At 42.0% G+C, this 12,283-nt stretch carries 23 protein-coding genes; all 23 read left to right on the top strand.

Translation table 11 applies throughout. The features are described 5' to 3' along the window. Window positions 1-61: 61 nt before the first annotated feature. Window positions 62-376 (top strand): DUF3467 domain-containing protein, encoded by a 315-nt coding sequence (locus Q8M62_RS16370; RefSeq protein WP_304902281.1) that lies wholly within the window; start codon window positions 62-64, stop codon window positions 374-376. A 98-nt stretch (window positions 377-474) separates the two neighbouring features. Continuing rightward, the gene (gene rpsL / locus Q8M62_RS16365; RefSeq protein ID WP_026966261.1) at window positions 475-891 is read left to right on the top strand and encodes a 30S ribosomal protein S12; all 417 of its coding nucleotides are present in this window, start codon (window positions 475-477) and stop codon (window positions 889-891) included. Window positions 892-909: 18 nt separating this feature from the next. Beyond that, window positions 910-1,377, top strand: a complete 468-nt coding sequence (rpsG, locus tag Q8M62_RS16360) for a 30S ribosomal protein S7 (RefSeq protein WP_092731221.1) — start codon at window positions 910-912, stop codon at window positions 1,375-1,377. Between the two features lie 5 nt (window positions 1,378-1,382). After that, window positions 1,383-3,500 (top strand): elongation factor G, encoded by a 2,118-nt coding sequence (fusA, locus tag Q8M62_RS16355; protein WP_092731223.1) that lies wholly within the window; start codon window positions 1,383-1,385, stop codon window positions 3,498-3,500. 11 nt (window positions 3,501-3,511) lie between these two features. Next, entirely contained in the window at window positions 3,512-3,817 is a 306-nt protein-coding gene (gene rpsJ / locus Q8M62_RS16350) for a 30S ribosomal protein S10 (RefSeq protein ID WP_024284766.1), read from the top strand. A gap of 245 nt (window positions 3,818-4,062) precedes the next feature. After that, window positions 4,063-4,695 (top strand): 50S ribosomal protein L3, encoded by a 633-nt coding sequence (gene rplC, locus Q8M62_RS16345; RefSeq protein WP_092731282.1) that lies wholly within the window; start codon window positions 4,063-4,065, stop codon window positions 4,693-4,695. A gap of 3 nt (window positions 4,696-4,698) precedes the next feature. Then, on the top strand, window positions 4,699-5,328 hold the full coding sequence (rplD, locus tag Q8M62_RS16340; RefSeq protein WP_092731225.1) for a 50S ribosomal protein L4: 630 nt from the start codon (window positions 4,699-4,701) through the stop codon (window positions 5,326-5,328). Between the two features lie 4 nt (window positions 5,329-5,332). Beyond that, on the top strand, window positions 5,333-5,620 hold the full coding sequence (rplW, locus tag Q8M62_RS16335; RefSeq protein WP_077346312.1) for a 50S ribosomal protein L23: 288 nt from the start codon (window positions 5,333-5,335) through the stop codon (window positions 5,618-5,620). Between the two features lie 13 nt (window positions 5,621-5,633). Then, window positions 5,634-6,458, top strand: a complete 825-nt coding sequence (gene rplB, locus Q8M62_RS16330) for a 50S ribosomal protein L2 (RefSeq protein WP_304902282.1) — start codon at window positions 5,634-5,636, stop codon at window positions 6,456-6,458. 2 nt (window positions 6,459-6,460) lie between these two features. Further along, the gene (rpsS, locus tag Q8M62_RS16325; protein ID WP_074226879.1) at window positions 6,461-6,739 is read left to right on the top strand and encodes a 30S ribosomal protein S19; all 279 of its coding nucleotides are present in this window, start codon (window positions 6,461-6,463) and stop codon (window positions 6,737-6,739) included. A 2-nt stretch (window positions 6,740-6,741) separates the two neighbouring features. Next, complete coding sequence (gene rplV / locus Q8M62_RS16320) at window positions 6,742-7,134, top strand: 50S ribosomal protein L22 (protein WP_304902283.1); 393 nt, start codon at window positions 6,742-6,744, stop codon at window positions 7,132-7,134. A gap of 8 nt (window positions 7,135-7,142) precedes the next feature. Continuing rightward, window positions 7,143-7,892: a 30S ribosomal protein S3 gene (rpsC, locus tag Q8M62_RS16315; protein WP_304902284.1), complete on the top strand. Its 750-nt coding sequence runs from the start codon at window positions 7,143-7,145 to the stop codon at window positions 7,890-7,892. A 27-nt stretch (window positions 7,893-7,919) separates the two neighbouring features. Further along, window positions 7,920-8,339 carry a 50S ribosomal protein L16 gene (rplP, locus tag Q8M62_RS16310; RefSeq protein ID WP_092731233.1) on the top strand — a complete coding sequence of 140 codons (420 nt, stop codon included), beginning with the start codon at window positions 7,920-7,922 and terminating at the stop codon, window positions 8,337-8,339. A 9-nt stretch (window positions 8,340-8,348) separates the two neighbouring features. Further along, window positions 8,349-8,531, top strand: coding sequence for a 50S ribosomal protein L29 (rpmC, locus tag Q8M62_RS16305; protein WP_092731235.1), 183 nt, complete (start codon window positions 8,349-8,351; stop codon window positions 8,529-8,531). A gap of 19 nt (window positions 8,532-8,550) precedes the next feature. Further along, a complete protein-coding gene (gene rpsQ, locus Q8M62_RS16300) occupies window positions 8,551-8,814 on the top strand; it encodes a 30S ribosomal protein S17 (protein ID WP_092731237.1) in 264 nt (87 codons plus the stop codon). A 2-nt stretch (window positions 8,815-8,816) separates the two neighbouring features. Further along, window positions 8,817-9,185, top strand: a complete 369-nt coding sequence (gene rplN / locus Q8M62_RS16295) for a 50S ribosomal protein L14 (RefSeq protein WP_026966248.1) — start codon at window positions 8,817-8,819, stop codon at window positions 9,183-9,185. Window positions 9,186-9,187: 2 nt separating this feature from the next. Continuing rightward, window positions 9,188-9,532: a 50S ribosomal protein L24 gene (rplX, locus tag Q8M62_RS16290; protein WP_092731239.1), complete on the top strand. Its 345-nt coding sequence runs from the start codon at window positions 9,188-9,190 to the stop codon at window positions 9,530-9,532. Continuing rightward, window positions 9,525-10,085, top strand: a complete 561-nt coding sequence (gene rplE / locus Q8M62_RS16285; RefSeq protein WP_092731241.1) for a 50S ribosomal protein L5 — start codon at window positions 9,525-9,527, stop codon at window positions 10,083-10,085. The genes rplX and rplE overlap by 8 nt, the downstream gene beginning before the upstream one ends. A gap of 2 nt (window positions 10,086-10,087) precedes the next feature. After that, window positions 10,088-10,357, top strand: coding sequence for a 30S ribosomal protein S14 (rpsN, locus tag Q8M62_RS16280; protein ID WP_111670697.1), 270 nt, complete (start codon window positions 10,088-10,090; stop codon window positions 10,355-10,357). 82 nt (window positions 10,358-10,439) lie between these two features. Further along, complete coding sequence (gene rpsH, locus Q8M62_RS16275; RefSeq protein ID WP_304902285.1) at window positions 10,440-10,835, top strand: 30S ribosomal protein S8; 396 nt, start codon at window positions 10,440-10,442, stop codon at window positions 10,833-10,835. A gap of 9 nt (window positions 10,836-10,844) precedes the next feature. Beyond that, complete coding sequence (gene rplF / locus Q8M62_RS16270; RefSeq protein ID WP_304902286.1) at window positions 10,845-11,402, top strand: 50S ribosomal protein L6; 558 nt, start codon at window positions 10,845-10,847, stop codon at window positions 11,400-11,402. A 6-nt stretch (window positions 11,403-11,408) separates the two neighbouring features. After that, window positions 11,409-11,759, top strand: a complete 351-nt coding sequence (gene rplR, locus Q8M62_RS16265) for a 50S ribosomal protein L18 (RefSeq protein ID WP_092731249.1) — start codon at window positions 11,409-11,411, stop codon at window positions 11,757-11,759. A 5-nt stretch (window positions 11,760-11,764) separates the two neighbouring features. Next, on the top strand, window positions 11,765-12,283 hold the full coding sequence (gene rpsE, locus Q8M62_RS16260; RefSeq protein WP_077346324.1) for a 30S ribosomal protein S5: 519 nt from the start codon (window positions 11,765-11,767) through the stop codon (window positions 12,281-12,283).

The following is a 12,283-nucleotide window of genomic DNA, read 5'->3' as shown; positions in this document are numbered from 1 at the left end:
TAGTATATCAATCAAAAGGCCTGTACTAATCATACAGGCCTTTTTTTAATTCTAAAATAATATGGAAGACAATAAAAGACTTGATCAGCAGATCAATGTGGAGCTATCCGAAGAAGTCGCCGAGGGAGTTTATTCCAATTTGGCGATGATCGCTCACTCCAATTCTGAATTCGTGATCGATTTCATCCGATTGATGCCGGGAGTGCCAAAGGCAAAAGTAAAGTCCAGAATCATTGTGACTCCGGATCATGCCAAGCGATTGCTTGCTGCACTCAAAGATAATATTGAAAAATACGAGGCTGCTTTTGGCAAAATCAACCAAGGTGGAGGGGCTCCGTCCTTTCCGATTTCATTTGGAACTCCGGGTGAAGCCTAACAAAAATATAACTACTTAATTTTGTTACTCTTATTACTTTCTTTACCTTTGCAGTCCAAAATTTAACAGTTTACAGGAAAACTAAATATCATCAGTTAATGCCTACTATTCAACAGTTAGTAAGAAAAGGTAGAACTACACTGGAAATCAAATCAAAGTCTCGGGCTTTGGACGCATGTCCTCAGCGTAGAGGTGTTTGTACCAGAGTATACACTACGACCCCTAAGAAGCCAAACTCTGCGATGAGAAAGGTGGCCAGGGTAAGATTGACGAACGGAAAAGAAGTGAACGCTTACATTCCAGGTGAAGGTCACAATCTACAGGAGCACTCGATCGTATTGATCAGAGGTGGTCGTGTAAAGGATCTTCCAGGTGTGAGATACCACATCATCCGAGGTGCACTAGATACAGCAGGAGTAAAAGACCGTAAGCAAGGTCGCTCCAAGTATGGTGCTAAAAGACCTAAGGCTGGCAAAGGTGCTCCAGCAGCCCCTGTCAAAGGCAAAAAAAAATAATAAAACACATTTAAAGAAATGAGAAAAGCGAAACCAAAGAAGAGATATATTCTTCCTGATCCAAAGTTCAATGATACTTTGGTGACCAAGTTTGTAAACTGTCTGATGTTTGACGGGAAGAAGAGTATTGCTTACAACATTTTCTACGATGCAGTTGCAAAAGTAGAAGCTAAAGTAGGCGAGAATGGTCTTGAAGTTTGGAAAAAGGCGCTTAACAATATTACTCCTGCCGTAGAGGTAAAGAGTCGTAGAGTTGGTGGTGCTACATTCCAGGTTCCTATGGAAGTCAGACCTGAAAGAAAAGTGTCCCTTGGTATCAAGTGGATGATCAACTACGCTCGTAGAAGAGGTGAGAAAACAATGATGGACCGTTTAGCAGGTGAAATCATCGCGGCAGCAAAAGGCGAAGGAGCCGCTGTCAAGAAGAAAGATGATACGCACAGAATGGCTGAGGCTAACAAAGCATTCTCACACTTTAGATTTTAATTAGAATGGCAAGAGATTTAAAATATACCAGAAATATTGGTATTGCCGCTCACATTGATGCTGGTAAAACGACTACAACTGAGCGAATCCTTTTTTACTCAGGGGTAAGTCACAAGATCGGTGAAGTTCACGACGGTGCTGCAACAATGGACTGGATGGCGCAAGAGCAGGAGCGAGGGATTACCATCACTTCAGCAGCTACCACAGTTTTTTGGAACTACCGGAACAACAAGTACAATGTTAACATCATAGATACGCCTGGACACGTTGACTTTACTGTTGAGGTTAACCGTTCCCTTCGAATCCTAGATGGCCTAGTTTTCTTGTTTAGTGCTGTGGATGGTGTAGAGCCACAGTCTGAGACCAACTGGAGATTGGCAGATAATTATAAAGTAGCCCGTATTGGTTTCGTTAACAAAATGGACCGAGCTGGCGCTAACTTTTTGGAAGTTTGTAAGCAAGTGAAGGAAATGCTAGGAAGCTATGCAGTTCCATTACAGCTTCCAATCGGTTCTGAAGATAAATTCCGTGGTGTAGTTGATTTGATCAACAACCGGGGAATAGTCTGGAATGAGGATGATTTTGGAATGACTTTCCAAGAAGTTCCGATTCCTGAAGATATGCTCGAAGAAGTTGCTGAGTATAGAGAATATCTATTGGAGGCAGTTGCAGATTACGATGAGTCTTTGATGGAGAAATTCTTTGAAGATCCAAATTCAATTACTGAAGCTGAGATTTTGAAAGCACTTAGAGCAGCTACCATCGACATGAAAATTGTCCCTATGGTTTGCGGTTCTTCTTTCAAAAACAAAGGCGTTCAGACCATGCTTGACCTAGTAATGGAATTGCTTCCTTCTCCTTTGGACAAAGAAGCAATCGTTGCGACTAGCTTGGATACTGAAGAGGATGTTGCAATTAATCCTGACGAAAAAGAGCCATTTACTGGCTTGGCGTTCAAAATTGCCACTGACCCATTTGTAGGTCGTCTTTGCTTTGTAAGAGCATATTCAGGTACGCTTGAGTCAGGTTCTTATGTATTCAATAGCCGTTCTGGCAATAAGGAGCGTATCTCCCGAGTATTCCAAATGCATGCTAACAAGCAAAACCAAATCGAAAGACTGGTTGCTGGCGATATCGGAGCAGTAGTAGGTTTTAAAGATATTAAGACTGGAGATACCCTTTGCGACGAAAAGCGTAAGGTCGTTCTCGAGTCCATGGTATTCCCAGAGCCGGTAATCGGATATGCAATTGAGCCTAAAACTCAGGCAGACGTTGATAAACTAGGCATGGCAATTGCCAAATTGATCGAAGAAGATCCAACACTTCAGGTGAATACTGACCACGAAACTGGTCAGACCATCTTGAGAGGTATGGGAGAACTTCACCTGGAAATCATCATCGACCGATTGAAGCGTGAATTCAAGGTTGAAATCAACCAAGGTGCTCCACAGGTTGCTTACAAAGAAGCTTTATTTGGATCAGTTGAACACAAGGAAGTTTACAAGAAGCAGACAGGTGGTAAAGGTAAATTTGCAGATATCGTATTCGAACTTGGACCTAAAGATCCAGATGCTGAAACCGGTGAAATAAAAGCAGGCCTTGACTTTGTAAATGGTATCGTTGGTGGTGTGATTCCAAAGGAATTCATCGCTCCAGTTCAGAAAGGTTTCCAGGAAGCTATGAAGAATGGTCCTTTGGCTGGTTATCCTATAGAGTCAATGAAAGTGAGATTGTTTCATGGTTCTTACCATGATGTCGATTCAGATGCACTTTCCTTCGAATTGGCTGCTAGAATCGGTTTCAAAGAAGCTGCTAAAAGGTGTAAGCCAGCTTTACTTGAGCCAATCATGGCAGTAGATGTTGTGACTCCGGATGAATACACCGGACCAATCACAGGTGACCTGAACAGAAGAAGAGGTTTGATGAAAGGAATGGATACAAAAGGATCCTCTACCGTAGTTAAAGCTAATGTTCCTTTGTCCGAATTATTTGGATATGTAACTGACTTGAGAACAATCACCTCTGGTAGAGCGACAGCGTCTTTGACCTTCTCTCACTACGAGCCTGTTCCAAACAACATAGCCGAAGGTGTAATTGCTAAAGTAAAAGGTGAAAAAGCCTAATCTTCAAGAAAATGAACCAGAAAATCAGAATAAAACTAAAATCATACGATCACAGCCTGGTGGATAAGTCATCAGAGAAGATCGTGAAGGCTGTAAAAGCCACCGGTGCAGTAGTAGTTGGACCTATTCCATTGCCGACTAAAAAGGAAAAGTTTACTGTGTTGAAATCTCCACACGTAAACAAGAAAGCCCGAGATCAGTACCAATTGTGTACGTATAAAAGGCTAGTAGATATCTACTCTAACTCTTCCAAAACAGTGGATGCTTTGATGAAAATCGAGCTTCCTAGTGGAGTAGATGTTGAAATCAAAGTCTGACAGTACCTTATAATTACGACTCCAAAAGGCCTGCATACCCTGCAGGTCTTTTGTTTTTTTAGCAATTTTAAAATTTTCGATTGAGATAGGGTTTGAAGTTCTACCCAGACAGAATCATTTTTTCTAATTGTTTGAAAATATTGGAGTTGAGATTTGTTGCCAAATTTTATTTCAGTAACTTTGCAGTCCTTAAAAAGGGCCCAAGTGTATAATCTCTTGTGGATTATCAAATTATCTTATTAAAGATGTCTGGTATTATAGGAAAAAAAGTAGGAATGACTAGCATTTTCAGTGCCGATGGGCGTAACGTCGCATGCACGCTAATAGAAGCTGGTCCTTGCGTAGTGACGCAAGTAAAAAACGTTGAAACAGACGGGTACAACGCAGTGCAGTTGGCATTCGGTGAGCGTAAGGAGAAAAACACTCCTAAGCCACTAATCGGTCATTTTAAAAAGGCCGGTACCACGCCAAAGCAGAAAGTTGTTGAATTCCGTGACTTCAGGGTCGAGTTTGAAGGCCAAGTGGAGCTCGGAAAGACAGTGAATGCCAAAGAGGTTTTCGTAGAAGGCGACTTCGTAGATGCCATTGGTACTTCAAAAGGTAAAGGTTTCCAAGGTGTTGTTAAGCGTCATGGTTTTGCCGGTGTGGGTGGACAAACTCACGGTCAGCATAACAGAGGTAGACACCCAGGTTCCATTGGTGCATGTTCTTGGCCATCCAGAGTATTCAAAGGCATGAGAATGGCCGGAAGAACTGGTGGTGACAGAGTAAAAGTAATCAACCTAAGAGTATTGAAAGTCTATCCTGAGCAGAACCTATTGTTGGTTTCCGGTTCAGTGCCTGGCCCAAAGAACTCTTTTGTAATTCTTGAGAAATAAGCCATGGAATTAGCAGTAATCAATCATAAAGGACAAGATACAGGTAGAAAGGTGACGCTTTCTGACGAGATTTTCGCGATCGAGCCAAACGATAACGCAATCTACCTGGATGTGAAGCAGTACCTGGCTAACCAAAGACAGGGAACTCACAAATCAAAAGAAAGAAACGAAGTAGCAGGTTCTACTAAGAAGATCAAAAAGCAAAAAGGTACCGGTGGTGCTCGTGCTGGATCTTTGAAGGCGCCTCACTTCCGTGGTGGTGGTAGAGTATTCGGTCCTAGACCAAGAGACTACTCTTTCAAACTCAATAAAAAAGTAAAACAGTTGGCTCGTAAGTCTGCACTTTCTTATAAAGTGATAGAAAATAGCCTGGTAATCATGGAGGATGTTTCTTTTGATGCTCCAAAAACCAAAAACTACATCGCGTTATTGAATGGACTTTCTCTTTCTGACAAGAAGACCCTATTGGTTCTTCCTACAGAAGACAAGAATGTATTCTTGTCAAGCAGAAACCTTCCAAAAGCGAAAGTAGTGACTGTAAATGATGTAAATACTTACCAAGTTCTCAATGCAGACCAATTGGTTTTGTGCGAAGGATCTGTAAGTAAGTTGGAAACCATTTTATCGAAATAAGACAATGGATATTCTAAAGCAGCCTTTGATTACAGAAAAAATTTCTGCTGGAAATGAGAGAGGTGTCTACGGCTTTATTGTAGAAAAAACCGCTGACAAGATTCAGATTAGAAATGCTGTAGAAAAAACATACGGCGTAAAAGTTGTGTCTGTTCGTACCATACGATATGCTGCAAAGCATAAGACGCGCTATACCAAGAATAAGATCGTATCAGGCTTCACCAATGCTTTCAAAAAGGCAATTGTGCAGGTAGCTGATGGTGAGGTAATTGATTTTTACGGAGAAATTTAATTGAATCAATATCATGGCAATTAAAAAAATGAAGCCTGTAACTCCAGGGACAAGATTCAGAGTGGCTCCAGCTTTTGACGAGATTACCAAGTCAAAGCCGGAAAAATCACTTCTTGCTCCTTTGAAGAAATCAGGCGGAAGAAATAATACAGGCAAAATGACTGCTCGCTATATCGGTGGTGGTCATAAGAGAAGACTTAGAATTGTAGACTTCAAAAGAAACAAGTTTGGTGTACCTGCGACGGTTAAAGCTATCGAATATGACCCAAACAGAACAGCTCGTCTTGCCCTACTTTATTATGCAGACGGTGCGAAGGCCTATATTATCGCCCCGGAAGGTTTGACAGTAGGTCAGACAGTGATTTCCGGTGAGCAAGTTGCTCCAGAAGTGGGCAACGCTATGCCAATGGCTAATATCCCGATGGGTACAATTGTACACAATGTGGAATTGAAGCCAGGTAATGGTGGAGCCATGGCAAGAAGTGCGGGAGGGTATGCACAGATTGTAGCTCGTGATGCGAGATACGTAACTGTAAAACTTCCTTCTGGCGAAATGAGACTCGTTTTGGGTACTTGTATGGCAACAGTAGGTACTGTTTCCAACGGAGATCACATGAACGTGGTGTTAGGTAAAGCCGGTCGTAAAAGATGGCTTGGAGTAAGACCTCGTACAAGAGGTGTGGCTATGAACCCAGTTGATCACCCTATGGGTGGTGGTGAAGGCCGTTCTTCAGGTGGACATCCTAGATCAAGAAAGGGACTTCTTTCTAAAGGAAAGAAAACCAGATCACCTAAGAAGTATTCAAACAAGTTCATCATCAGCAAAAGATCTAAATAATTATGGCACGTTCATTAAAAAAAGGTCCTTATATCGAGCACCATCTGGTGAAGAAAGTAGATGTCATGAACGAGTCAGGCAAGAAATCTGTCATCAAGACTTGGTCAAGAAGATCTATGATTTCCCCGGATTTCGTAGGCCATACCTTCGCAGTGCATAACGGAAATAAATTTATCCCGGTGTTTGTCACTGACAACATGGTAGGTCACAAGCTGGGTGAATTTGCTCCGACTAGAAACTTCCGTGGCCACATTGCTAAAAAAGATAAAGGAAAGAGATAATCATGGAAGCAGTAGCAAGATTAAAAAACGTTCCTACATCCCCGCGCAAAATGCGCCTTGTGGCTGACCTCGTGAGAGGTAAGCGAGTAGGATTGGCACTTAGCATTTTGAAATTCACTCCAAATCATGGAGCGATGAAATTGGAGAAACTTCTCCTTTCTGCGGTAGCCAACTGGCAGGCTAAAAATCCTGACGAAAAGCTTGAAGAGGCTGATTTGTATATCAAGACCATTATGGTTGATGAAGGCAGATCACTTAAGAGACTAAGACCGGCTCCTCAGGGACGTGGTCATAGAATTCGCAAAAGATCCAATCATGTAACCCTTGTAGTTGACGCGTTCATCACAGGAGACGTTACCGCTGATTTAGTTGAAACAAACGAAAAGGCAAATTAAGAAAGACTATGGGACAAAAGATTAACCCAATAGGATTTAGACTTGGTGTAGTCAAAGGCTGGGATTCCAACTGGTATGGTGGGAAAGACTTCGCAGAAAAACTATACGAAGATCAGCAGATCCGTAAGTATGTCCTTGCCAGGATCCCTAAAGGAGGTATTTCCAAAGTAATCATCGAGCGTACGCTTAAAAGAATCACTTTGACGATACATACCGCCCGTCCGGGAGTTGTAATTGGTAAAGGCGGAGCCGAAGTAGATAAGCTAAAAGAAGAGCTTAAGAAGATCACCAATAAAGATATTCAAATCAATATCTTCGAAATTAAGCGACCAGAATTGGATGCGAAATTAGTCGGTGAGTCTATCGCACAGCAACTTCAAGCTAGAATTTCCTTCAGAAGAGCAATGAAGCAAGCAATTGCAGCATCCATGAGAGTGGGAGCAGAAGGAATCAAAGTTAAACTTTCTGGTCGATTGGGCGGAGCTGAAATGGCCCGTTCTGAAATGTATAAAGAAGGACGTATTCCTTTACATACCTTGAGAGCCGACATTGATTACGCACTTTCCGAGGCACTTACTGTGTACGGAATCATCGGAATCAAAGTATGGATTTTCAAAGGTGAGGTATATGGAAAAAGAGATCTTTCTCCAAACCAAGGTGCTGCAAATGAGCCGAAAGGCGCACAGCGTGGCCCGAACCCTAAGGGTGGTAGAGGTGATCGAGATAATAACGGTCCAAGACGCAGAAATAAGAAATAACTATTTTCACCGAATAAGTGAGAAATCATGTTACAGCCGAAAAGAACGAAATATAGGAAAATGCACAAGGGCCGCGTCAAAGGTCTTGCTACTAGAGGGGCAGAACTCTCTTTTGGTAACTTTGGCGTCAAATCCCTTGAGCCAGGATGGATTACTTCTCGCCAGATCGAGGCAGCACGTATTGCCATGACAAGAGCTATGAAGAGAGAAGGTCAAGTTTGGATCAGGATTTTTCCTGACAAGCCGATCACTAAAAAGCCCGCAGAAGTACGTATGGGTAAGGGTAAAGGTGCTCCGGAATATTGGGTAGCTGTTATCAAACCGGGTACGATACTCTTCGAAGCTACAGGCGTTAGCCTGGAGGTTGCTAAAGATGCATTGAGACTTGCGCAGCAGAAGCTACCCGTAAGTACAAGTTTTGTTGTTCGTAGAGACTACGCAGAATAATCATAAGCAATGAAAAATACAGAAATCAGATCCCTTTCCGCAAGTGAGATCGCTGAGCGAGTAGTCGCTGAGAAGGAGAATCTAAGCAAGCTTAAGTTTGCTCACTCGATTACTCCGATAGAGAATCCTAACAGAATCAGAGAAGCCAAGCGTCTTGTCGCAAGATTGAAGACTGCATTAGCTTCCAAATAACTAGCTAACAGAAAAGAAAATGGCTACGATTGAGAGAAATCTTCGCAAAGAGAGAATTGGTAAGGTTGTTAGTGATAAAATGGATAAATCCATAACAGTGGCAGTGGAACGTAAAGTGAAGCACCCTATCTATGGTAAATTTATGGCTAAGACTACCAAATTTATGGTTCATGACGAGAACAATGAGTGCCACCCAGGTGACTTGGTGAAAATCAGTGAGACTCGTCCGCTGAGCAAGAACAAGCGTTGGAGATTAGTTGAAATTATTGAAAGGGCTAAGTAATCATGATACAGCAAGAATCCAGACTAGGCGTTGCAGATAACTCAGGTGCTAAAGAAGTACTCGTTATCCGCGTATTGGGAGGAACTGGGAAGCGTTATGCTTCCATCGGTGATAAAGTAGTCGTGACTGTAAAGTCGGCCCTATCTTCCAGCAACATGAAAAAAGGTACCGTTTCTAAAGCGGTTATCGTGAGAACCAAAAAGGAGATCCGTAGAAAAGATGGATCCTACATCCGATTTGAAGATAATGCTGCCGTGTTGCTTAACAACAACGATGAGCCAAGAGGTACACGTATCTTCGGACCCGTGGCCAGAGAACTCAGAGAAAAGCAGTTCATGAAAATCATTTCTTTGGCCCCTGAAGTACTTTAATCATGGAAAGAAAATTGAACAAGCAGACGAAACTGCATATCAAAACCGGTGATACTGTTAAAGTAATCGCTGGCGATGATAAAGGAAAAACAGGAAAAGTACTTTCTGTAGTTGTTGAAAAAAGAAAAGCTTTCGTGGAAGGGATCAATATGATCACAAAACACGTCAAGCCCACTGCAGCAAAACCACAAGGTGGCATCGAAAAGAAAGAAGCTGCGCTACATATCAGTAACCTGATGCTAGTAGATCCTAAAACTGGTGAAGCCACCAGAACAGGTCGTAAGGCAGGTGAAAATGGAAAACTAGTTAGATTCTCAAAGAAAACCGGGGAGGTGATCAATGGCTAATTCAAGAATGAAAGCAAAGTATGTGGGCGATATCGTTCCTGCTTTGAAGGAAAAATTCCAATACTCTTCTGTCATGCAAGTGCCTCAGTTGACCAAGATCGTCCTTAACAAAGGAATTGGTGCTGCCGTAGCTGATAAGAAATTGGTTGATCAGGGAGTTGAAGAGCTTTCATTAATCACTGGACAAAGAGCTGTAGCTACCAAGTCAAAAATCGCCGTATCCAACTTTAAGTTGAGAGAAGGTATGCCAATTGGAGCTAAAGTGACACTTAGAGGTGAAAAAATGTACGAGTTTCTTGACCGTTTGATTACTGTCGCTTTACCTCGTGTTCGTGATTTTAAAGGCATTTCTGACAAAGGATTTGACGGAAGAGGTAACTATACGCTGGGTGTAACTGAGCAAATTATCTTCCCTGAAATTTCTATAGAAAAAGTGAATAGAATATCCGGTATGGATATCACCTTTGTTACTTCAGCCAAGACAGACGAGGAAAGCTATGCTTTATTGAAAGCTTTCGGAATGCCGTTCGTTAACAAAAATAAAGAAGAATAATCATGGCAAAAGAATCCATTAAAGCTCGTGAGAGAAAGAGAGAGCACCTGGTAGCCAAGTATGCCAAGAAAAGAGCTGAGCTGAAAGCAGCCGGTGATTATGAAGGCCTTGACAAATTGCCAAAGAATGCTTCACCGGTAAGATTACATAATCGTTGCAAACTTACTGGTCGCCCAAAAGGCTACATGAGAAAGTTTGGTATCAACAGGGTAACTTTCAGAGAAATGGCCTCAGCGGGCAAGATTCCTGGAATTACAAAGTCCAGCTGGTAAAATAACGACAGTAGTTTTTATTCTAAAAATCAATTCGTAACTTTGCACGCCCAAAACGGGTGGAGCTAGACTATAAAATACCATGACTGATCCAATAGCTGATTATCTGACAAGGTTGAGAAATGCCATAAAGGCTTCTCACCGAATCGTTGAGATACCTGCTTCTAACATCAAGAAGGAGATTACGAAAGTATTGCACGACAAAGGATATATTCAAAACTATAAGTTTGAACAAGATGGTCCTCAGGGAACCATCAAGATCGCTTTGAAGTACAATCCTGCAAGTAAGCAGAACGCAATCGTAAGCCTTGAAAGAGTTAGTAAGCCAGGTTTAAGAAAATATGTAAAGCATGACGAACTCCCGAGAGTTATCAATGGCTTGGGCATAGCAATCGTATCCACCTCAAAAGGTGTGATGACTGACAAAGAGGCACGTACCGAAGGTATCGGAGGCGAAGTACTTTGCTACGTTTATTAATATACTATCATGTCTAGAATAGGTAAAAAACCAATAAATCTACCCGGCGGTGTTACTGTAGACGTGTCAGCTCATGGAACTGTCACTGTTAAAGGTCCAAAGGGTACACTGACTCAGGATGTGAATCCGGATATTCAGGTGAAAGTAGAAGGCAACGAAATAGTTGTCACTAGACCTACCGAGTCTAAAAGACACAAATCTTTGCATGGTCTTTACAGATCATTGATCAACAATATGGTGATTGGTGTCTCTGAAGGATACAAAAAAGATCTTGAGTTAGTCGGTGTAGGTTATAAGGCTTCTAATCAAGGCCAAATACTTGAGCTTAGCTTAGGTTATTCTCACAGTATTTTTATGGCGATGCCAAATGAAATCTCTATCAAAACAGAGACTCCTAAAGGTAAAAACCCATTTATTACTTTGGAAGGTATCGATAAGGAATTGATCGGGCAGGTAGCTGCCAAAATCAAGTCACTCCGTAAGGTTGAACCATACAAGGGTAAAGGTGTGCGTTTCGTTGGTGAACAAGTTAGACGTAAGGCTGGTAAAACTGCCGGTAAAAAATAAAAGGTTATGGCATTTAATAAGACTTCCAGAAGACTTAGAATCAAACAAGGTATCAGAAGAAAGATTTCTGGTACAGATTCCAGACCTCGTCTGTCAGTATTCAAAAGTAATACAGGCATTTACGCGCAATTGGTGGATGACCTTAAAGGTCTCACTTTGGCACAAGCATCTTCAAAAGAGCTTGGTGCGAAAACCAACACTACTATTGGAGTATCCAAAGAAGTAGGTAAAAAACTCGCTGAAAGAGCAGTAGCCAATGGCGTATCTGTAGTTGTATTCGATAGAAACGGCTACTTGTATCATGGTAATGTGAAAGCTTTGGCTGAAGGCGCCAGAGAAGGTGGCCTTAAATTTTAATCATTATGTCTCAAGTAAGAAGAAAACCCATTAGGGCTACAGATACAGAATTAAAAGAGAAAGTAGTAGCTATCAACCGAGTAGCCAAAGTGGTTAAAGGTGGTAGAAGATTCTCCTTCTCTGCAATCGTAGTAGTAGGTGATGGCCAAGGTGTTGTAGGTTACGGATTAGGCAAAGCCAACGAAGTAACAGATGCAATTACCAAAGGCATCGAGGATGCAAAGAAAAACCTGGTTAAAGTACCGGTTTTGAAAGGCACTATTCCTCATGAGCAAATCGGAAAATTCGGTGGTGGACTTGTATTGATCAAGCCAGCTGCAGCGGGTACGGGTGTAATAGCCGGTGGTGCCATGCGTGCGGTTTTGGAAAGTGCTGGTGTAACTGACGTTTTGGCTAAATCTAAAGGTTCATCGAATCCTCACAACGTGGTGAAAGCTACTATCGATGCACTTACTCAGTTAAGAGATGCAATCGCTGTTTCTCAACAGCGTGGTGTGAAAATGGCGAAAGTCTTTAACGGATAA

This window comes from Algoriphagus sp., assembly GCF_030694375.1.
Taxonomy (GTDB): domain Bacteria; phylum Bacteroidota; class Bacteroidia; order Cytophagales; family Cyclobacteriaceae; genus Algoriphagus.
Note: the sequence above shows the minus strand (reverse complement) of the source record. Positions and strands in the feature narration are given on the sequence as shown.